The following is a 20,566-nucleotide window of genomic DNA, read 5'->3' as shown; positions in this document are numbered from 1 at the left end:
TCCCCGTGGTAGGAGCCCCCCGGCTCTCCATCCCCCGGAAGCTACACGCTTGTTCGACGTTGCGCTTCCCCTACCGGAGAGAAGTGACCCGGAATACCGAAATCCCTCCCCTTCGCGAATGATGCGGGGTAATGCGCACGGCCCCGCCCCTGAGCAGGGGCGGGGCCGTCGGCCGCGCACCCGCCCGGGGGCGGGGCCTCGTGCGCACCGGGCGCCGGGCGGTGCTACTTCGCGCCGAACCCGAGGGCCGTGTACTCCTTCTCGTCCTTCGAGTACGGCTTGCTGACGAGGTCCTTGCCCATGAACAGCCGGCCGCCGGAGTAGAGCAGCTCGCAGGAGTCCGGAACCATACCGCTGATCGCGTCCAGGACGGTCTCGGAGGCCGGCGTCTCCAGAAGCTTCGTCTGCTTCAGCGACGTGCCGTCCACGGAGACGACCTGGGCGCCCTTGTTGTACGGACCGTCCTTATACGCGATGACGTTGGCGCCGTCCATCCGGATCGGGAAGATCGAGTAGCCGTCGCCCGCGTCGATCCGGTCGCCGGTGGTCTTACCGGTGGCCAGCGAGAACGAGATGATCTCGTTGGTCCGGCTGTACTCGCCGGTGCCCTCGTGCTCCTTGGTCGGCACGTACAGCTTGTCGTTGCCGACCGTGATGCTCTTGCAGTCGTTCACCTTGCCGACGTCGCAGTCGTGCTCGTACTTGCCGTCGGCCAGCGTGATCTTGGTGCGCAGCTTGCCGTTGTCGTCGAGCGAGAAGGCGTCCGTGACCCCGGAGGCGGTGATGTCGCCGGAGTCCACGCCGAAGACCACCGGCTTGGTGGAGATCACCTTCGCGTTGTCGATGCCGGCGGGCAGCTTGTAACTCCACTTGACGCTGCCGCTCTTCGGGTCGAGCAGCTGCACCTGGTACTTCTCGCTGCCGTAGTCACCGCACTTGCGGACCGCGACCAGCTGCGCGCCGCCCGCGTAGCCGACGTCCTCGCAGGAGCTGACCTTCGGCTGCCACAGGACCTTGCCGCTCTTGGCGTCGAACGCGGCACCACCGGAGAATCCGCCGCCCACCGCGACGGTGCTGCCGCTGATGGTGATCTCGCCGAAGGCGACCTTGGTGCCGCTGATGGCGACCGTGCCGGTCCACAGCTTCTTGCCGGTGTTCACGTCGAAGGCGACGACCTGCGTGCACGGCCGGCGGTCGTTCTTGTTCTTGCGCGGGGCCTCCTCGGTCACCACGGCGGCGACACCGGCCCCGGTCGTCTCGCGGGAGGCCGCACAGGTCTGCCCGGGCAGGTCGAGGGTCCACTTCTCGGAGCCGCTGTCGGGCTCGTAGCCGACGATCTTGTTGACGCCGGACTTGGCGTACACCGCGTCCGTGAGCCAGGAGCCGGCCACGCTGTCGATCTGGCTGTCCTCCTTGACCTCGGGCGCCGGTACCTGGAAGAGGACCTTGGCGGCCGGGTCGGACGGCGCCTTCTCCTTGGAGCCGCCGCCCCCGGAGGTGCCGGAGCCGCCCTTGCCGTCCTTGCCGCCGGTGCCGCCGCCGGTTCCCGCGGAGGTGTCCTTGCTGTTGTCGTCCTTGCCCGAGGACGAGTACCAGACACCGCCGCCGATGATGAGGCCGATGGCGACGACCGCCGCGACGACGATCAGGAGCTGCGGGCTGGCCTTGCGGCCACCGCCGCCCTGCGGCACCTGCGGGTGCATGGGCTGCGTCGGCGGCTGCGGATAGCCGTACGGCGAGGGGGGCTGCTGCCCCGGGTAGCCGTAGCCGGGCTGGGCCGGCGGGGTCTGCGGATAGCCGTAACCCGGGCCCTGCGGCTGCGGGGGCGTGCCCTGCGGCGGGGCGGGCGGCGGCGCCTGCGGCGGCTGGGGGGCCTGCGGGTAGCCGTAGCCCGGTCCCTGCGGCTGCTGGGGCGCGCCGAAGCCGCCCGGCGGCGGACTCTGGGGCGCGCCGAAGCCGCCGGGGGGCGGGTCCTGCGGTGCGCCGAAGCCTCCCCCCTGCGGGGGCTGGTTGGGCGGTGGCGGCGGCTGGCTCATGACGTCTCTACCTCGGGGTGTTCGGAAGGGCGCGCGGGGCGCACGGCGGCGGCGGGGAGGATCGTTCTGCGCGGGCCGGCGGTCACTTGCCGTAGGCCAGCATCAGCTTCTCCTTCGACTCGTCGTTGCCCGTCAGCCGGGTCGTGGAGAGGTAGAAGCGCCCGTCCACGTAGTCGAGTGCCTTCGAGTAGAAGCCGTTCTCGACGTCCGCGGCGCCCTGCGGGTTCTGCAGCAGCACGGTCGGCTTGTGGGAGGCGCCGCCGGTCGGGACGGACACGATGCGCCCTCCCGCGTCGTACGACGGCTCGACGTACGCGACGAGGTTGCCGCCGTCGAGCTTCAGCGGCAGCATCGTCTGGTCCGTGGGCGACTTGACGCGCCACTTCTCCTTGCCGCTCTCCAGGCTGATCGCGACGATCTCGTTCGGGCCGCTCTTCGCCTCGGTGGGCAGGTAGAGGGTGTTGGCGTCGGCCGCGACCCCGGTGCAGCCCTGGAGGTCACGGGTGAGGATGGCCCAGCCGCACTCCGGTGCGAACGACTCGTCGACGTCGACCTGGGAGCGGATCGTCCCGTTGTTCTTCAGCGTGGAGACGTTCCACTGCTTCTTGTCCTTGTTGGTCAGGTAGAGGACGACGGGGTCGACGGAATACGTCCGGGCGACCTGCCATCCCTTGGTGACCTTCTGCGTCCAGCGGGTCTTGCCGGTCGCCGGGTCCAGCTCCTGCACCTCGTCGTGCTCGTTGGAGGTGCCGGCGCCGCAGGAGGACACCGAGATCAGCTTGGCGCCACCCGCGAACGCGGTCGGGAAGCAGGCCGTGCCGTACTTCTCCTTGTCCCACAGCTTCTTGCCGGAGGACATGTCGTAGGCGGTGCCGGACTGCGAGCGCCCGACCAACAACGTGTCGCCGGACAGGGTCAGTTCGACCGACAGGGCGCTGTCGAAGAGACCGCCTTCGGCGACCTTCCCGCTCCAGCCCTTCTTGCCGGTGGTGAGGTCGACCTGCTGTATCTGGTTGCACTTGGCGCTGTCGCTCGCGCCGCTCTTGTACGCGACGACGATCTTGTCGTCCGACGTCTTCTGCGGGGTGGCCGAGCAGATCTTCTGGGGGAAGGTGATCTCCCAGGCGGGCTTTCCGTCGCCGACGTTGTACGCGAACAGCTGCTTGTAGGCCGCCTTCACCGCCGACTTGTCGGTGATCCACATGCCGGGGGCGTCCGCGCCGGAGGCGGGGGCGTCGGGCGCCTCCTTGTACCAGAGGACCTTCGCCTCGCCGTCCTGGCGGCCCTCGTTGAGGTTGTCCGGGTCCTCGCCGCCGTCGCCGCTGCCGTCGCCCTCGTTGACGGGCGCGGACTGGGTGGGCTTGCCGTCCTGGGTCTTCTTCGCGACGGGCTTCTTGTCGTCGTCACCGTCGCCGGAGACGGCCCACACGGTGCCGCCCACGACGAGGAGCGCGGCGACCGCGGCACCGATGATCATCGCGGGCCGGCCCTTGAAGGGGTTCCGCGACCCGCCGCCGGGCGGCGGAGGCACGGGGCCGCCGGGGAACTGCGCCTGCGGGTAGCCGTAGCCGGGCTGCGGCGGCTGCCCGTACGGGCCCTGCTGCGGGTACGGCCCGGGCTGCGCAGGCTGCCCGTAGGGGCCCGGCTGCTGGGGCTGGCCGTAGGGACCGGCCTGCTGCGGCTGGCCGTAGGGGCCGGGTTGCTGCGGTGCGGTGTACGGGCCGGGCTGGGCGTACGGGCCGGGCTGCTGCGGGTAGCCGTAGCCGGGCTGCGGTGCCTGCGGAGGTCCGCCGGCCGGCGGGGCGGCCGGCGCCTGGGGCGGCTGTGCCGGCGGCGGGGGTGTCGCTCCCTGCCGCGGGTCCTGCGGTGCCCCGAAGGCGATCTGTGTCGGCTGGTCGTGCGGCGTTCCCGAGCCGCCCTTGGGCGGCTCGTTGGGCGGCTGAGTCATCAGCGCTCCCCCCTCTTCACTGATTTTTAGCCACCCGCGTCGCGCGCCGGAGTGGTTCTCAGACTGTCTTAGACGGCTCTTTCTATCACTGCGCGGCCCTCGAACAAGGGGCCGGTCCATCCCCTGTTCCCAAGGGAGGACCGGCCCGTGATGCCCTCGTTACGCGCCTTCACGCGCCCTTCACGCCCCCGGCGATGTGCTACGCGTCCTCGGCCAGCTCCAGCCAGCGCAGTTCGAGTTCCTCGCGCTCACCGGCCAACTCCCGCAGCTCCGCGTCCAGTCCGGCGACCTTCGCGAAGTCCGTCGCGTTCTCGGCGATCTGGGCGTGCAGCCTGGTCTCCTTGTCGGAGATCTTGTCCAACTGCCGCTCGATCTTCTGCAGTTCCTTCTTCGCGGCGCGGGCGTCCGCGGCCGACGCGGATTTGACCGGGGCCGGGGCGGCGGCGAGGACGGCGGCCGCGGCGGCCTCCTCCATACGGTGGCGACGCTCCAGGTACTCGTCGATGCCGCGCGGCAGCATCCGCAGCGTGGCGTCCCCGAGCAGCGCGTACACCTTGTCGGTGGTCCGCTCGATGAAGAACCGGTCGTGGGAGATCACGACCATCGACCCGGGCCATCCGTCGAGGACGTCCTCCAGCTGCGTGAGGGTCTCGATGTCCAGGTCGTTGGTGGGCTCGTCGAGGAAGAGGACGTTCGGCTCGTCCATCAGCAGCCGGAGGAGCTGGAGCCGGCGGCGCTCACCGCCGGACAGGTCGCCGACGGGCGTCCACTGCTTCTCCTTGCTGAAGCCGAACGTCTCGCAGAGCTGTCCCGCCGTCATCTCCCGGCCCTTGCCGAGGTCGACGCGGTCGCGCACGGCCTGCACCGCTTGCAGCACCCGCCAGGTGGGGTCGAGTTCGGCGACCTCCTGCGACAGGTAGGCCAGCTTGACGGTCTTGCCCGTGACGATCCGGCCGGCCGCGGGCTGCTTCTCGCCGTCGCTGCGGGCGGCCTCGGCCATGGCCCGCAGAAGGGAGGTCTTGCCCGCGCCGTTCACCCCGACCAGGCCGATCCGGTCGCCCGGGCCGAGCTGCCAGGTCAGGTGCTTGAGCAGCAGCTTGGGCCCCGCCTGGACGGTCACGTCCTTCAGGTCGAACACGGTCCTGCCGAGCCGCGACGAGGCGAACTTCATCAGCTCACTGGTGTCCCGGGGCGGGGGCACGTCCGCGATCAGCTCGTTGGCGGCCTCGACCCGGAAGCGCGGCTTGGACGTGCGGGCGGGCGCGCCCCGGCGCAGCCACGCCAGCTCCTTGCGCACCAGGTTCTGGCGCTTGGTCTCCTCGGTGGCGGCGATGCGCTCCCGTTCGGCCCGCGCGAAGACGTAGTCCGTGTAGCCGCCCTCGTACTCGTAGACGGCGCCCTTCTGCACGTCCCACATGCGGGTGGCGACCTGGTCGAGGAACCACCGGTCGTGGGTGACGCAGACCAGCGCCGAGCGCCGCTCGCGCAGGTGCTTCGCCAGCCAGGCGATGCCCTCCACGTCCAGATGGTTGGTGGGCTCGTCCAGGATGATCAGGTCCTGCTCCTCGATGAGCAGCTTGGCGAGCGCGATGCGCCGCCGCTCACCGCCGGACAGCGGGCCGATCACGGTGTCGAGTCCCTGCGGGAAGCCGGGCAGGTCCAGGCCGCCGAAGAGGCCGGTCAGCACGTCACGGATCTTGGCGTTGCCCGCCCACTCGTGGTCGGCCATGTCCCGGATGACCTCGTGCCGGACGGTCGCGGCGGGGTCCAGGGAGTCGTGCTGGGTGAGCACCCCGAGGTGCAGGCCGCCGGAGTGCGTGACCCGGCCGGTGTCCGCCTCCTCCAGCTTGGCGAGCAGCCGGATCAGGGTGGTCTTGCCGTCGCCGTTGCGGCCGACCACGCCGATCCGGTCCCCTTCGGACACGCCGAGGGAGACTCCGTCGAGCAGGGCACGGGTTCCGTACACCTTGCTGACGGACTCGACATTGACCAGGTTGACGGCCATTTCTCTCCTGACAAGGGGGACGATCGACCCTCAAGGGTAGTCCGGGCCCGTCCTCGCCCGGGCCGCGGTCTCAGAGCAGGGTGGCGCCGGGCGCGGGGGCCTCGGTGACGCGTGCCGTCCGGCAGGTGCCCGAGGCGAGCAGCGCGTCCGCGATCTCCCGGGCGGACCCGGCGTCCCGGGCGAGGAAGGCGGTGGTCGGTCCGGACCCGGAGACCAGCGCGGCGAGGGAGCCCGCGGTGCGTCCGGCGTCCAGGGTGTCCGCGAGCGCCGGGAACAGGGAGAGCGCCGCCGGCTGGAGGTCGTTGGAGACGGCGGCGGCGAGGGCCGCCGGGTCGCCCTTGGCGAGGGCGTCGAGGAGTTCCTGGGAGGCGGCGGGCTCGGGAACGGTGACGTGCGCGGTGAGCCGGTCGAACTCCCGGTACACGGCGGGCGTGGAGAGCCCGCCGTCGGCGACGGCGAAGACCCAGTGGAAGGTCCCGCCGACCTCCAGCGGCCGCAGCCGCTCGCCCCGGCCGGTGCCGAGAGCCGCCCCGCCCACCAGGCTGAACGGCACGTCGCTGCCCAACTCGGCGCAGATGTCGAGCAGTTCCTCCCGCGGGGCGCCGGTGCCCCACAGCGCGTCGCAGGCCAGGAGCGCGCCGGCGGCGTCCGCGCTGCCGCCCGCCATGCCGCCCGCGACGGGGATGTCCTTGGCGATGTGGAGGTGGACGCCGGCGGTGCGGCCGTACCGGGCGGCGAGCGCGAGGGCCGCGCGGGCCGCCAGGTTGGTGGCGTCCAGGGGCACCTGTGCGGCGTCCGGGCCCGCGCAGGTGATGCGCAGCTCGTCGGCGGGGGTGGCCGTCACCTCGTCGTACAGCCCGACCGCCAGGAAGACGTTGGCCAGGTCGTGGAAGCCGTCGGGGCGGGCGGGGCCCACCGCGAGCTGGACGTTGACCTTGGCCGGGACGCGTACCGTCACCGTCACGATGCCCTGGGCTCCTTCTTCTCGGTGTGCTCGCCGTGCCCGGCGTCCGCCGCCTGTGTGCCGCCCGCGGCGGCGCGGTGCTCCGCGATGCGGACGAACTCCTCGACCGTCAGCGCCTCCCCGCGGGCCTGCGGCGAGACACCCGCGGCGACGAGGGCGGCCTCGGCGGCCGCGGCGGACCCCGCCCACCCGGCGAGCGCCGCCCGCAGCGTCTTGCGGCGCTGCGCGAACGCGGCGTCGACGACGGCGAACACCTCGCGCCGTGAGGCCGTGGTCTTCAGGGGCTCGGTCCGCCGCACCAGCGACACCAGCCCGCTGTCGACGTTCGGCGCGGGCCAGAACACGTTGCGCCCGATGGCCCCGGCGCGCTTCACCTCGGCGTACCAGTTGGCCTTCACGGACGGCACGCCGTACACCTTCGAGCCGGGCGGCGCGGCGAGCCGGTCGGCCACCTCCGCCTGCACCATCACGAGCGTCCGCTCGATGGTCGGGAAGGCCTCCAGCATGTGCAGCAGCACGGGCACGGCGACGTTGTACGGCAGGTTCGCGACGAGGGCGGTGGGCGCGGGGCCCGGCAGCTCGGTCACCTGCATGGCGTCGGAGTGCACGAGCGCGAACCGCTCGGCCCGCTCCGGCATGCGCGCCTCGATGGTGGCGGGCAGCGCGCTCGCGAGCACGTCGTCGATCTCGACGGCGACGACCCGGTCGGCCGCCTCCAGCAGCCCCAGGGTCAGCGACCCGAGCCCGGGCCCGACCTCGACGACCACGTCGTCGGAGCGCACACCGGCGGTCCGCACGATCCGCCGCACGGTGTTGGCGTCGATCACGAAGTTCTGGCCGCGCTGCTTGGTGGGCCGCACGCCGAGGACGGCCGCGAGCTCGCGGATGTCGGCGGGGCCCAGGAGGGCGTCGGGGGTGGGGCTGCTCACGCACCAAGGGTACGGGTGCCCACCCCCCACCTCGCCCACCCCGTCCGAGCCCGTCGGGGAGCGCGCCAGCGCACACGGAGGGTTCGCCCGGACAGCCGACAGCCGAGGCCCGGAGGAAATCGGAGCCCGTCCGGCGATTGAGGACGAGCGCGGCCACGCACACCGAGGGTTCGCCGGACAGCCAAGGCCCGGAAGAAAATTGAGCCCGTCCGGCGATTGAGGACAAGCGCGGCCACGCACACCGAGGGTTCGCCGGACAGCCAAGGGCGGAGGAACTTCGAGCCCGTCCGGCGATTGAGGACAAGCGCGCCAACGCACACCGAGAGTTCGAACCACCCCCGGCCCGGAAGGCGGTCAAGGACAGGAACAGCAACCGGACAGCCGAGGCCCGGAAGAAGATTGAGCCCGTCCGGCGATTGAGGACACCGCCCCCCGGGCTTCGGGAGCGCAGCCCCGGAGACCGACCGGCCTCACCCGCGCAGGCGCGCCCCGCAGTGGGGCCACGGACTGGCCCCACGCCGCACGTACAGCTTCTTCGCCCGGAACGTCTGCTCCGCCGCCGGGGCGTCCTGGGGGCGCCCCGCCCCGCCGAGGCTCTGCCAGGTGCGGGTGTCGAACTGGTAGAGCCCGCCGTACGTCCCGGACGCGTCGACCGCCCCCGGCCGGCCCCCCGACTCGCACGCCGCGAGCCCGGACCAGTCGAGGTGGTCGGCCCCCGCGACGGACGTCGGCGGCGCCTTCGTGCCCACCTTCACCACCTGGGTCTGCGGCTCCCGCACGATCTCGGTCCGCAGCCGCCGGGGCTTCTGCCGGACGCCGTTCACGGTGCGCAGGGCGTACGTGACCCGGCGGGTCCCCGGCCGCCCGGCCCGCTCGACCACCTCCGTGCCGCGGAACAGGGACGGGTCCTGGGTGCGCTCCACCGCGAACGGGATCGGCTCCTCGCGGACCTCCTTGGTGCCGGTGATCCGCATGACGGTGACGGTCTGCCCGTCCCGCGGGAAGCTGCCCGGCGCCACGGAGGTGGTGTCCTGGCCGTGCAGGGTGATGCCGGCCTCCTCGACCGCCTCCCGGACGCTCGCGGCGTTCGTGCGGATCGTCCGGGCCCGCCCGTCCGCCATGATCGTGACGGTGCGTTCCGTGCGGACGTCGAGGGCCAGCCCCGCCCGGCCGATCCGCCGGGAGCGCGCGGCCGACAGGTACGCGCCCTCCGCGCGGACCCCGAGCTGGCGGAGGGCGCCGTCCACGGTGTGCGCGGTCGTCCACACCGTGTGCCGCTGCCCGTCGAGGGTGAGGTGCACGGGCCGCCCGTAGCGGACGGTGACCTCGTCGCCGCTGTCGAGTTCCGTGCCGGGGGCGGGCGACACGACGTCGTGGGCGCCGACGTCGACCCCCTGGTCCGCGAGTAGTTCGCTGACGTCGTCCGCGAAGGTGTGCAGCGTGCGCGGCTTGCCGTCGACGCTGAGCTCGATCGCCTTGTCCTTGGCGACGAAGGCGCTGGTGCCGCCCGCCAGGAACGCCACGACCAGGGCCTGCGGAAGCAGCCGGCGCAGCGGGTCGGGCCCGGCGGCGGTGCGTCTGCGGCGGGCGGCGCGGCGCGCCTGGGCCCGTCCGCCGGGCGGCGGCCCCACGGGGGCGGGGAGGGTCGCGTGCTCGGGGAACCCGCCCTCCGGGTACGCCTGCCGGGGCAGCGTGGGCTCCTCGTAGGCGGGCCGGTAGGTGTCCGCGTAGGCCCCGGCCGGACCGTCGGCGGCCTCGAACCCGGCGGGGCCGCCGTGCCCGGCGTGCACGTCGTAGGGCAGCGTCGGGGCACTGTGCGGGTCATGGACGTCGTACGGCACCGGCGGGTCATAGGTGACCGGGCCGGGACCGGCCGGGCCGTACGTCTCGTACTGCGAGTTGCTCACGACGACGCTCCAGGGGGATCGGGCGACCAGAACCTAGCGGAGTGGCCGTCACTCTCCAAAGCAACGCGGCTACACAGTGTCGCGACACTCCCCCAAGGTGGGACCGCGGGAAAACCCCTGGAAGCGTTATGGGTCAGTAATCGAACGCGCGGGCCGTGTTCGCGGCGAGTGCCGTCGCCAGCGCGTCCTCGCCGATGCCGCGCACGGCGGCCATCGCGCGGACGGTCACCGGAACGAGATACGGGGCGTTGGGCCGTCCGCGGTACGGGGCCGGGGTCAGGAACGGCGCGTCGGTCTCCACCAGGAGCAGTTCCAGCGGAGCCACGGCGAGCGCGTCGCGCAGCGGCTGGGCGTTCTTGAAGGTCATGTTGCCGGCGAAGGACATGAAGTACCCGGCCCGGCCGCAGATCTCGGCCATCTCCGCGTCGCCGGAGTAGCAGTGGAACACGGTCCGCTCGGGTGCGCCCTCCTCGTCGAGGACGCGGAGCACGTCGGCGTGGGCGTCGCGGTCGTGGATGACCAGGGCCTTGCCGTGCCGTTTGGCGATCTCGATGTGCGCGCGGAAGGACCGTTCCTGGGCGGCCTTGCCCTCGGGTCCGGTGCGGAAGTAGTCGAGTCCGGTCTCGCCGACGCCCTTGACCTGGGGGAGGGCTGCCAGCCGGTCGATCTCGGCGAGCGCCTCGTCCAGCGCGGCGTCGCCACCGGCGGTGCGCGCGCCCTGGCGGGACCACCCGTCGGGGTCGCCGTGCACGATGCGGGGCGCCTCGTTGGGGTGCAGTGCCACGGTCGCGTGCACGGCGTCGTGGGCCAGGGCCGTCTCGGCCGCCCAGCGGGAGCCCTTCAGGTCGCAGCCGACCTGGACGACCGTCGTCACGCCGACCGACGCGGCCTTGGCGAGCCCCTCCTCGACCGTGCCGGACTGCATGTCGAGGTGGGTGTGCGAGTCGGCGACCGCGACGCGCAGCGGCTCCGGCAGGGGTGGGGCTTCGGCGTTGGAAGGCATGCCCCGATCCTACGAAGGGGGCATGCCCGCCCTCTCGTCACGGTCGGCGGATCAGCTCGCCCTGCGGTGCTGGAAGGGGTGCAGCAGGTCCGAGAGGTGCCAGTGGTGCTCCTTGGGCTCCGGTCCCTGCTCGGGTCCGGCGGGCTCCTGGCCGGCCTGCCGGGGCAGCGCGGGCGGCTGGGCGCGCCGCATGGAGGCCAGCGCGGAGGACACCTGTCCGGCGCGCATGATGCGCACCACGTGGTTGTCGCAGTTGACGCAGGTGGGCCGGCTCAGCGGCGACGGCACCACCAGGCCGTCGGCCACGTACGTCACGAACGCGGTGCCCTCGGCGTCGCGGTGGTGCTCGATCTCGTAGGACTGCTCCCAGCCGTGCCCGCAGCGCATGCAGGCGAAGGCGTACGACTCGTGGACGACGTCGGCCCCCGGGGTGCGGTGACCGGTCCGCCCGGCGATCTCACTCATTCCAGCTCCTCTTGTCCGCTGGACAAGCGCCTCCGTCGCGGACGGGGGAGCGCGGGCTCCCCTGCGGCCCTCCGGAGGCGAGGGACGGGTGCGTCCCTTCGACCAGTGGACGCTTCTCCCGGCGCGAAAGCATCAGACCTGCCGAGTGTTGGAGGCGTCTTGGCCGTTCCTTGCCGCAACGCCCCCGGAGCCCGTCCGGGCTTTGCCTTTCCCGACAGTCCTTTGCCCTTCTATGGTGCGCTCTGCGCCGCGTTCTTTGCCGCCACCACGGCATCGAAGACCTCGCGCTTGGGAATCCCCGCCTCGGCGGCCACGGCGGCGATCGCCTCCTTGCGGCGCTCCCCCGCCTCCTCGCGCACCCGCACCCTGCGCACCAGCTCCGCGGCGTCCAGGTCACCGGCGGCCTTCTCCGGCGCCCCCTCGACGACGACGGTGATCTCGCCGCGCACGCCCTCGGCGGCCCAGGCGGCCAGCTCCGCGAGCGGGCCGCGCCTGACCTCCTCGTACGTCTTCGTCAGCTCCCGGCAGACGGCGGCCCGGCGGCCCTCGCCGAACACCTCGGCCATCGCGGCGAGGGTGTCGTCGAGCCGGTGCGGCGCCTCGAAGTAGACGAGGGTGCGGCGTTCCTCGGCGACCTCCCGCAGCCGCGACAGGCGTTCGCCCGCCTTGCGCGGCAGGAAGCCCTCGAAGCAGAACCGGTCGACGGGCAGCCCGGACAGCGCGAGCGCGGTGAGCACCGCGGACGGGCCGGGCACGGCGGTGACCTTGATGTCCTTCTCGACGGCGGCGGCGACCAGCCGGTAGCCGGGGTCGGACACGGACGGCATGCCCGCGTCGGTGACCAGCAGCACCCGGGCACCGCCGGCCAGCGCCTCGACCAGCTCCGGGGTGCGGGCGGCCTCGTTCCCCTCGAAGTACGAGACCACGCGCCCGGTCGGCAGCGCGTCCAGCGCCTGCGCGAGCCTGCGCAGCCGCCGGGTGTCCTCGGCGGCCACGACGTCCGCGGTCGCCAGCTCGTGCGCGAGCCGCGGCGGGGCGTCGCTCACGTCGCCGATGGGGGTGCCTGCCAGTACAAGGGTTCCTGTCACGTTTCCATCCTCGCAGGGCCCGGGGACGGGACTCCCACAGAGACGTTCCCTACGATGGCGCGGTGACCAGTACCGCGTCCTCCACGGACACCCGGCAGGGCCGGGCCACCGAAGAGCAGCGGCCGTCGTGGCAGCAGCGGCTGCGGCGCTTCGGCTACTCGGCCAGGCCCCGAAGCGACGTCCGCGACCGCCTCGTGCCGCCCTACGCGGAGCCGGGGGCCCGGTTCTGGGCCGCGATCGGGCTGCGCCGGGAGACCGGCGACCGCCTCGCCCGCTGGTCGGGGTGGGGCGGTCCGCTGCTCGTGACCCTGCTGGCCGGGGTGCTGCGGTTCTGGAACCTCGGCAGCCCCAAGGCGGTGATATTCGACGAGACGTACTACGCCAAGGACGCCTGGGCACTGGTGCACCGCGGGTACGAGGTCAACTGGGCCAAGGACGCCAACGACCTGATCCTCCAGGGCAACGGGCACGTGTCGATCCCGACCGACGCCGCGTACGTCGTGCACCCGCCGGTCGGCAAGTACGTCATCGGGCTCGGCGAGCTGATGTTCGGCTTCGATCCGTTCGGCTGGCGCTTCATGACGGCGCTGCTCGGCACGCTGTCGGTGCTGATGCTGTGCCGGATCGGCCGGCGGCTGTTCCGCTCCACGTTCCTCGGGTGCCTGGCGGGCGCGCTGATGGCGGTGGACGGGCTGCACTTCGTGATGAGCCGCACCTCGCTGCTCGACGGGGTGCTGATGTTCTTCGTGCTGGCCGCCTTCGGCTGCCTGGTCGTCGACCGGGACAAGGCACGGGCGCGGCTCGCGGCGGCGCTGCCGGCGGACGCGGACGGCCTGGTGCGGCCCGACGCGCACATCGCCGAGACCACCCGCCTCGGTCTGCGGCCGTGGCGCTGGGGTGCCGGTGTGATGCTGGGCCTGGCCATCGGCACGAAGTGGAACGGCCTGTACGTCCTGGCCGCGTTCTGCGTGATGGCCGTCCTGTGGGACGTCGCCTCGCGCCGGGTCGCCGGCGCCCGTCACCCGTACTCGGCGGCCCTCCTGCGCGACACCGGCATCACGTTCCTGGCCACGGTGCCGGTCGCCGTCGTGGTCTACCTGGCGTCGTGGACCGGCTGGATCCTCTCCCCGGCCGACGGCAAGGGCGGCTACTTCCGCAACTGGGCGGCGACCGACGGCAAGGGCGGCGACTGGACCCTGCTGCCCGACTGGCTGCGCAGCCTGTGGCACTACGAGCACGAGGTCTACGACTTCCACGTGGGCCTGTCCTCCCCGCACACCTACCAGTCGAACCCGTGGAGCTGGCTCGTCACCGGCCGCCCCGTCTCGTACTTCTACGAGTCCCCGGCGCCCGGCAAGGACGGCTGCCCCGCCGACGCCGGCGCGAAGTGCGCCCGCGAGGTGCTGGCGCTGGGCACCCCGCTGCTGTGGTGGGCGGCGTGCTTCGCGCTCCTGTACGTGCTGTGGCGCTGGGCGTTCCGCCGCGACTGGCGGGCGGGCGCGATCGCCTGCGCCGTCGCCGCCGGGTACCTCCCCTGGTTCCTGTACCAGGAGCGGACGATCTTCTTCTTCTACGCCGTCGTCTTCGTGCCGTTCCTCTGCCTGGCCGTCGCCATGCTGGTCGGCGCGATCCTCGGCCCCCCCGGCTCCGGCGAACGCCGCCGCGTCGCGGGCGCCACGGCCACGGGCGTCCTGGTCCTCCTGATCGCCTGGAACTTCATCTACTTCTGGCCGATCTACACGGGCACCGCGATCCCGATCGACGACTGGCGTTCACGCATGTGGCTGGATACCTGGGTCTAACAATCGCGAAAACACCCTCCCCTCCCGTCACTCGCCAGGCTTAGAGTGCAACCGCTTACGGGGAGGGAGCGCGCCATGCGCAAGGGGGTCAAGGCTGCCGTCGTCGGCAGTGTGTTCGCGGTGATGGTGGGCGGTGCCGGGTACGGCGCCTACAACGTGGTGACCGCCGTCAGCGGGGACGGGACGGCGGGCGGTCCCGCGCCCGTGCGGACCGGGACGCCCGACGGCGACGAGGTCCGGGAGACCACGGAGAAGTTCTTCGCCGCCTGGGAGAAGGGCGACGCGGCCGAGGCGGCGGCGTACACGAACGACGCCGGTTCCGCCGAGCCGCTGCTCGCCGCCTACCGCGACGACGCCCATCTCACCGGCGTGCGGATCAAGGCGGGCGCGCCCTCCGGGACGACCGTGCCGTACTCGGTGCGGGCGACCGTGCGGTACCGGGGCAAGAGCAAGCCGCTGGCGTACGACTCCCAGCTCACCGTCGTGCGCGGGGTCACCACCGGCAAGGCGCTGGTCGGCTGGAAGCCCTCCGTCGTGCACCCCGGCCTGGTCGAGGGGGACACGCTGGTGACGGGCGAGGCGGCGAGCGCGCCGATCCAGGCCGTGGACCGGAACAACGTTGTCCTGACGGAGGGCAAGTACCCGTCGCTGGGCCCGGTCCTGGACGCGCTGCGCGGCCGGTACGGCGACAAGGCGGGCGGCACACCGGGCGTCGAGCTCGCCATCCGGCACGCGGACGAGAACGCGGGCGACAAGACGCTGCTGACCCTCGCCAAGGGGAAGCCGGGCCGGCTGCGCACCACCATCAGCGCGAGCGCGCAGGCCGCCGCCGAGCGGGCCGTCGAGGGGTACGCCGAGTCGTCCGTGGTGGCGGTGAAGCCCAGCACCGGTGAGGTGCTGGCGGTCGCCAACCACCGCAGGGACGCCTTCAACGCGGCCTTCGAGGGCCGCCTCGCCCCCGGCTCCACGATGAAGATCATCACCGCGGCCATGCTCATCGACAACGGCGTGACCTCCATGAACGGCCCGGCGCCCTGCACGGACACCGCCGTGTGGCAGAGCCAGACCTTCCACAACCTCAAGGGCATGCCCCCCAACGAGAAGGCCACGCTCGCGAACAGCTTCATGCGCTCGTGCAACACCGCCTTCGTGAAGCTCGTCGACGAGAAGCCGCTCACCGACGCCTCGCTGACCACCGAGGCGCAGGAGCGGTTCGGCCTCGGGCGGGACGACTGGAAGACGGGGATCATCTCCTTCGACGGCCGGATCCCCGCGTCCGGCGGCCCGGACCGCGCGGCCAACGCGATCGGCCAGGGCCAGGTGCAGATGAGCCCGCTGAACATGGCGTCCGTCACCGCGACCGCCGTCACGGGCACGTTCCGCCAGCCCTACCTCGTCTCGCCGAAGCTCGACGGCCGTACCCTCGCGACGGCCCGCGGTCTGCGCGCCGGGACCGCGGCGCAGCTGAAGCAGATGATGCGCCTCACCGCGACGCAGGGCACCGGTGCCCCGGCGATGGCGGGGCTCGGCGGCGACATCGGCGCCAAGACCGGTTCCGCCGAGGTGGACGGCCAGGCGAGGTCCAACAGCTGGTTCACCGGGTTCCGCGGCGACATGGCGGTCGCCGCGATGACCGAGGAGGGCGGCCACGGCGGGGACGCGGCCGGGCCCATCGTCGCGGATGTGCTAAGAACGAGCGGCTGAAGTCACACCGGCCGCACCGGGACCCCGGGATGGTGCCCCTCGTTGAGCACGCGAGGGCACCGGGGCATCAGGGGAACCAGCAAAGGATCTGTAGCTGTGGGCAAGAGAGGGCGCGCCGCCGAGCGCAGCAGGACGAGGCCGGCCGTGATCGGCGGGCTGATCGCCGTCGTCGTCGCGGGCGGGGGGTTCGGCGCCTACAGCCTGTTCGGAGCGGCGGGTGACGAAGGGTCCACCAGCGCCGACCAGAAGCCGGTGAAGACGGGCCCGTTGTCGGCGGCCGAGGTCCGCACGGCGGCGACGACGTTCCTCACCTCCTGGCAGCGGGGCCGCCTCGCGAAGGCGGCCGCCGTCACCGACGACCCGGCCGCCGCCGAGGCCGCCCTCACCGGCCACCGCGAGGACGCCCACCTCACCGGCGTGACACTGACCCCGGGCAGGCGGGCGGGCACCGCCGTCCCGTTCTCCGTGAAGGCGACGGTGACGTACAAGGGCAGGAGCAGGCCCCTGGCGTACGACACGAAGCTGACCGTCGTACGGCGGGCCGAGGACGGTGTCCCGCTCGTCGACTGGCGGCCCTCCGTCGTGCACCCCGATCTGCGGGAGGGCGACCGGCTCGTCACCGGCGAGTCCGGCACGCCCCCGGTCAAGGCGCTCGACGCGGCCGGCGGTGTGCTGACCGAGGCCGCGTACCCGTCGCTGGGCACCGTGCTGGACGGGCTGCGCGAGAAGTACGGCAAGAAGGCGGGCGGCAAGGCCGGCATCGAACTCCGGGTGGTCCGCAGGGCCGCGGCGAAGGGCGCCGACAAGACGCCCGACAAGACGCTGGTGGCGCTGAGCGAGGGCACTCCGGGGACGGTGCGCACGACGCTCAGCCCGGCTCTCCAGGCCGCCGCGGAACGGCAGGTGGCGAAGAAGCCCCGGGCGTCGGTGGTGGTGATGCGCCCCTCGACGGGCGAGATCCTGGCCGTCGCGAACTCGGGCCACGGCTTCAACACGGCCTTCCAGGGCTCCCTGGCGCCCGGCTCCACGATGAAGATCGTCACCTCGTCGCTGCTGATCGACAAGGGCCTGGCGTCGGCCGAGAAGCGGCACCCCTGCCCCAAGTACGTGACGTACGGCGGCTGGAAGTTCCAGAACGACGACAAGTTCCAGATCAAGGACGGCACGTTCAAGGCGAGCTTCGCCGCGTCCTGCAACACCGCCTTCATCTCCCAGGCGAAGAAGCTGGACAACGGCGACCTGACCGCGCAGGCCCAGCAGGTCTTCGGCCTCGGCATGGACAACTGGTCCATCGGCGTGCCCTCCTTCGACGGCTCCGTCCCGGTGCAGAGCGCCGCGTCGATGGCGGCCTCCCTGATCGGCCAGGGCGGCGTGCGCATGAACCCGCTGAACATGGCGTCGGTGGTCTCCACCGCCAAGACGGGCACCTTCCGTCAGCCGTACCTGGTGCCGCCCTCGGTGGACCGCCGCACCCTCGCCAAGGCGTCCCGTCCGCTGTCCCCGGCGACGCGCGCGCAGTTGAAGGAACTGCTGCGGTACACGGCCGCCGCCGGCACCGCCGCCCGGGCCATGTCCGGGCTCGGTCCCGACTTCGGCGCCAAGACCGGGTCCGCGGAGGTCGACGGCCAGGAGAAGCCGAACGGCTGGTTCACCGCCTGGAAGGGCGACCTGGCGGCCGCGGGCGTGGTGCAGGCGGGCGGGCACGGCGGCGACTCCGCGGGCCCGCTCGTGGCCGCGCTGCTGCGTGCGGGAAGCTGACGTCCACGTCCCGGAAACCGTTCGCGTGCCCCGTACATCCACCACTACCGTGCCGTCCATGACCGCCGCCGAAGAGCACGCCGCCCACCCCCGATTCGCCGAGGCCCTGCGCGAGGCGGGCCTGGAGGACCTGCTGCCGCGCGTCCGCCGGTTCCCGGAGGCGACGCGCACCGCCGCCGAGGCCGCCGCCGCGATCGGCTGCGACCCGAGCCGGATCTGCAAGTCGCTCATCTTCGCCGCGGACGGGGTCCCGGTCCTGGTGCTGATGGACGGCGCGTCCCGGGTGGACCTGGAGCTCGTCCGGCGGACGCTGGGCGCCGAGAAGGTCACCCGCGCGCGGGCGGACCTGGTCCGCGAGACGACGGGGTACGCGATCGGCGGCGTCCCGCCCTTCGGCCACCGCACCAGGACCCGCGTGCTGGCGGACCGTTCCCTGCTCGCCCACGCCACGGTGTGGGCCGCGGCGGGCACCCCCTACGCCGTCTTCCCGATGACCCCCGGGGAACTCGTCTCCCACTCGGGCGCCACCCTGGCCGACGTCCGCGAACAGGACGCGCCCGCACCGGAGTCGGGCGGCGGGGCCGCCGGGGCGGACGTGCGCGAGCGGACTCCGTGACGCCGCTGGTCACGGCGGCCGTACTGCTCGCCGCCGTGACCCACGCGGGGTGGAACGCGCTCGCCCACCGCATCACCGACAAGCTCGTCGGCTTCACCCTGATCGCGGGCGGCGGGGCGCTCCTCGGGCTGGCCGCGATCCCGTTCGTGCCGTTCCCGGCGGGCGGGGCGTGGCCGTACCTGATCGCGTCGGCCCTCATCCACGTCGTGTACTACGCCCTGCTCATGCGCTCGTTCCGGCTCGGCGACTTCGGGCAGGCGTACCCGATCGCGCGCGGGACGGCGCCGCTCGTGGTGACCGTGCTGGCCGCCTTCTTCGCGCACGAGGTCCCCGACCGGTGGGCGGCGGCGGGGATCGCGCTGTCCTGCGCGGGGCTGACGGGCGTCGCGCTGTGGGGCCTGCGCGGGCGGCGGCCCCACTGGGCGGCGATCGGCGCCGCGCTGGCGACCGGCCTGTCGATCGCCGCGTACACCGTCGTCGACGGGCTCGGCGTCCGCGCCTCCGGCTCCTCCCTCGGGTACACCGCCTGGCTGATGGCCGCGGAGGGCTGGGTGATCCCGGTGTACGCGCTCCACCGGTGGCGGGGCTCCGCCGTCGCGCGCCTGCGCCCCTTCGCCGCCGTCGGGCTGCTCGGGGCGGTCCTCTCCGTCTCGGCGTACGGCCTGGTCCTGTGGGCCCAGACCCGCGCCGAGCTGGCGCCGATCGCGGCACTGCGGGAGTCCTCGATCATCGTCGGCGCGGCCATCGGCGCGGTGTTCTTCAAGGAACGCTTCGGGGCGCCCCGGGTCGCGGCGGCGGGACTGCTGGTGGCGGGCATCGGGCTGATGCTGCACGCCGGTTGAGACCGCCGCGGCCGGTTGAGACCGCCGCGGGGGCCGGTGGAGACCGCCGCGGGCGCGGTCCGGGTCCCGCCGCACGCCTGCGGGCGCGGTCCAGGTCCCGGCCGGACGCCTCCGCCCTCCGCACCCCGCGATCCGGCGGGCCGCTCTGCCGGCGAGCACGCCCGCACCCCGCTTTCCCGCGGGCGGGCCCCTCAGCCGGCGAGCGACGCCCGCACCCCGCGTATCAGCGCCTGCGCCCGCGGGTCCGCCGTCACCGTCTTGCGGAAGCCGTTCGTGACGTAGCCGAAGGCGATGCCGGACTCGGGGTCGGCGAAGCCGAGGGGGCCGCCGCGGCCGGGGTGTCCGAAGGAGCCGGGGCCGAGCAGCGGGGAGGCGGTGCCGTGCAGCATGAAGCCGAGGCCGAAGCGGGTGTTGACCACCAGGACGCGGTCCGCGCCCGAGGACGCCTCCGCGCGGGCGAGGTCGACGGTCGCCGGCGTGAACAGGCGGGCGCGGCCGTCCACGTCACCGATGAGGGCGGCGTAGAAGCGGGCCAGCGCCTCCGCCGTGGCGATGCCGTTCGAGGCGGGCAGCGCCGCCGCCCGGTACGCCGGGTCGTTGTCGTCGGGGTGCGGGGTGATCGCGGCGAAGGCGCGGCTGGTCAGCGAGGCCGGGTCGGCGTAGGACTCGGCGACGGACCGCTTCGGGCGCATCCGCAGGCTGCTCGCCGTCTCCGGCGGCGCGACCTTGCCGGAGCGCCCGACCCGGTCCCGGCTCGCGTCCGGCAGCCCGACCCACAGGTCGGCCCCGAGCGGTCCGGCGATCTCGTCCGCGATCCAGTCGCCGACGCCCCGGCCGGTGATCCGGCGGACGAGTTCGCCGACGAGCCAGCCGTAGGTGTGCGCGTGGTAGCCGTGCTCCGTGCCGGGCTCCCACACGGGGGCCTGCCGGGCGACCGCCTCCGCGGTACGGGCGGGGTCGGCGGCCTCGGCGGGGGTCAGCGGGCGGTCCACCACCGGTACCCCGGCCCGGTGCGACAGCACGTGGCGGACGAGCACCGCCTCCTTGCCCCGGGCCTTGAACTCGGGCCAGTACGCGCCCACCGGGGCGTCGAGGTCCACCTGCCCGCGCTGGTGCAGCAGCAGGAGTACGGCGGCGGCGACGCCCTTCGTCGCGGAGTGCACGACGTGCGCGGTCCCCTGCTCCCAGGGCGCGGTGCCGTCCACGTCCCGCGTGCCGCCCCACAGGTCGACGACCTTGCGTCCGTGGCGGTGGACGGCCACCGCGGCGCCCCGTTCGCCGAGCGCGTCGAAGTTGCGGACGAACGCCTCCCTGACCGGCTCGAAGCCCTCGGCCACTGTGCCGTTCACGTCCACGCCCGCCACTCCGTCCAGTTGACCGCCGGTACGCGTACCCGCGTCCGCCCTCGCCCGCGCCCAGCCGGCGCCAGGGTGTGCAACAGCGGCGCGTCCCGCCCGATTCCTGCGCCCGCGCCGCCCGGGCAGGACCGTGAGGCCGAG

At 73.2% G+C, this 20,566-nt stretch carries 15 protein-coding genes; 5 read left to right on the top strand and 10 right to left on the bottom strand.

Annotated features, from left to right (window positions below; all coding sequences use genetic code 11):
* Positions 1–224 precede the first annotated feature (224 nt).
* From ACWGIS_RS01075 to rsmI, 9 genes are all read right to left on the bottom strand, one after another.
* The gene (locus tag ACWGIS_RS01075; RefSeq protein ID WP_453360301.1) at positions 225–2,036 is read right to left on the bottom strand and encodes an outer membrane protein assembly factor BamB family protein; all 1,812 of its coding nucleotides are present in this window, start codon (positions 2,034–2,036) and stop codon (positions 225–227) included.
* A gap of 82 nt (positions 2,037–2,118) precedes the next feature.
* Entirely contained in the window at positions 2,119–3,984 is a 1,866-nt protein-coding gene (locus ACWGIS_RS01070) for an outer membrane protein assembly factor BamB family protein (protein WP_453360300.1), read from the bottom strand.
* A gap of 199 nt (positions 3,985–4,183) precedes the next feature.
* Positions 4,184–5,989, bottom strand: coding sequence for an ABC-F family ATP-binding cassette domain-containing protein (locus tag ACWGIS_RS01065; protein ID WP_453360299.1), 1,806 nt, complete (start codon positions 5,987–5,989; stop codon positions 4,184–4,186).
* Positions 5,990–6,059: 70 nt separating this feature from the next.
* A complete protein-coding gene (locus ACWGIS_RS01060) occupies positions 6,060–6,953 on the bottom strand; it encodes a 4-(cytidine 5'-diphospho)-2-C-methyl-D-erythritol kinase (RefSeq protein ID WP_453360298.1) in 894 nt (297 codons plus the stop codon).
* On the bottom strand, positions 6,950–7,882 hold the full coding sequence (rsmA, locus tag ACWGIS_RS01055) for a 16S rRNA (adenine(1518)-N(6)/adenine(1519)-N(6))-dimethyltransferase RsmA (RefSeq protein ID WP_453360297.1): 933 nt from the start codon (positions 7,880–7,882) through the stop codon (positions 6,950–6,952). Before rsmA ends, ACWGIS_RS01060 begins: the two co-directional genes overlap by 4 nt.
* A 470-nt stretch (positions 7,883–8,352) precedes the next feature.
* On the bottom strand, positions 8,353–9,789 hold the full coding sequence (locus tag ACWGIS_RS01050) for a ubiquitin-like domain-containing protein (protein WP_453360296.1): 1,437 nt from the start codon (positions 9,787–9,789) through the stop codon (positions 8,353–8,355).
* A 133-nt stretch (positions 9,790–9,922) separates the two neighbouring features.
* Positions 9,923–10,792, bottom strand: coding sequence for a TatD family hydrolase (locus ACWGIS_RS01045; RefSeq protein ID WP_453360295.1), 870 nt, complete (start codon positions 10,790–10,792; stop codon positions 9,923–9,925).
* A 51-nt stretch (positions 10,793–10,843) separates the two neighbouring features.
* Positions 10,844–11,257 (bottom strand): hypothetical protein, encoded by a 414-nt coding sequence (locus ACWGIS_RS01040; RefSeq protein ID WP_453360294.1) that lies wholly within the window; start codon positions 11,255–11,257, stop codon positions 10,844–10,846.
* A 230-nt stretch (positions 11,258–11,487) separates the two neighbouring features.
* Positions 11,488–12,345, bottom strand: coding sequence for a 16S rRNA (cytidine(1402)-2'-O)-methyltransferase (gene rsmI, locus ACWGIS_RS01035; RefSeq protein ID WP_453360293.1), 858 nt, complete (start codon positions 12,343–12,345; stop codon positions 11,488–11,490).
* A 62-nt stretch (positions 12,346–12,407) separates the two neighbouring features.
* On the opposite strand from rsmI, the gene ACWGIS_RS01030 reads away from it, so the two are divergent.
* The 5 genes from ACWGIS_RS01030 to ACWGIS_RS01010 all read left to right on the top strand — a co-directional run bounded on the left by ACWGIS_RS01030 (position 12,408) and on the right by ACWGIS_RS01010 (position 19,067).
* Entirely contained in the window at positions 12,408–14,147 is a 1,740-nt protein-coding gene (locus tag ACWGIS_RS01030) for a dolichyl-phosphate-mannose--protein mannosyltransferase (RefSeq protein WP_453360292.1), read from the top strand.
* Between the two features lie 75 nt (positions 14,148–14,222).
* Positions 14,223–15,851, top strand: a complete 1,629-nt coding sequence (locus ACWGIS_RS01025) for a penicillin-binding transpeptidase domain-containing protein (RefSeq protein ID WP_453360291.1) — start codon at positions 14,223–14,225, stop codon at positions 15,849–15,851.
* 96 nt (positions 15,852–15,947) lie between these two features.
* Positions 15,948–17,609 (top strand): penicillin-binding transpeptidase domain-containing protein, encoded by a 1,662-nt coding sequence (locus tag ACWGIS_RS01020; protein ID WP_453360290.1) that lies wholly within the window; start codon positions 15,948–15,950, stop codon positions 17,607–17,609.
* A 58-nt stretch (positions 17,610–17,667) separates the two neighbouring features.
* A complete protein-coding gene (locus ACWGIS_RS01015; protein ID WP_453360289.1) occupies positions 17,668–18,225 on the top strand; it encodes a YbaK/EbsC family protein in 558 nt (185 codons plus the stop codon).
* Complete coding sequence (locus tag ACWGIS_RS01010) at positions 18,222–19,067, top strand: EamA family transporter (RefSeq protein WP_453360288.1); 846 nt, start codon at positions 18,222–18,224, stop codon at positions 19,065–19,067. The genes ACWGIS_RS01015 and ACWGIS_RS01010 overlap by 4 nt, the downstream gene beginning before the upstream one ends.
* A gap of 191 nt (positions 19,068–19,258) precedes the next feature.
* On the opposite strand, the gene ACWGIS_RS01005 is transcribed toward ACWGIS_RS01010, so the two are convergent.
* Positions 19,259–20,422 carry a serine hydrolase domain-containing protein gene (locus ACWGIS_RS01005; RefSeq protein ID WP_453360287.1) on the bottom strand — a complete coding sequence of 388 codons (1,164 nt, stop codon included), beginning with the start codon at positions 20,420–20,422 and terminating at the stop codon, positions 19,259–19,261.
* Positions 20,423–20,566 lie beyond the last annotated feature (144 nt).

It is taken from the genome of Streptomyces sp. NPDC054842 (assembly GCF_053611025.1).
This window is presented reverse-complemented; position numbering and strand designations above follow the sequence as displayed.

Bases quoted from the DNA above. Each gene is read 5' to 3' on its own strand.
- ACWGIS_RS01075 (WP_453360301.1), bottom strand. From the start codon at position 2,036: ATGAGCCAGCCGCCGCCACCGCCCAACCAGCCCCCGCAGGGGGGAGGC.
- ACWGIS_RS01065 (WP_453360299.1), bottom strand. From the start codon at position 5,989: ATGGCCGTCAACCTGGTCAATGTCGAGTCCGTCAGCAAGGTGTACGGA.
- ACWGIS_RS01040 (WP_453360294.1), bottom strand. From the start codon at position 11,257: ATGAGTGAGATCGCCGGGCGGACCGGTCACCGCACCCCGGGGGCCGAC.
- ACWGIS_RS01070 (WP_453360300.1), bottom strand. From the start codon at position 3,984: ATGACTCAGCCGCCCAACGAGCCGCCCAAGGGCGGCTCGGGAACGCCG.
- ACWGIS_RS01025 (WP_453360291.1), top strand. From the start codon at position 14,223: ATGCGCAAGGGGGTCAAGGCTGCCGTCGTCGGCAGTGTGTTCGCGGTG.
- ACWGIS_RS01015 (WP_453360289.1), top strand. From the start codon at position 17,668: ATGACCGCCGCCGAAGAGCACGCCGCCCACCCCCGATTCGCCGAGGCC.
- ACWGIS_RS01045 (WP_453360295.1), bottom strand. From the start codon at position 10,792: ATGCCTTCCAACGCCGAAGCCCCACCCCTGCCGGAGCCGCTGCGCGTC.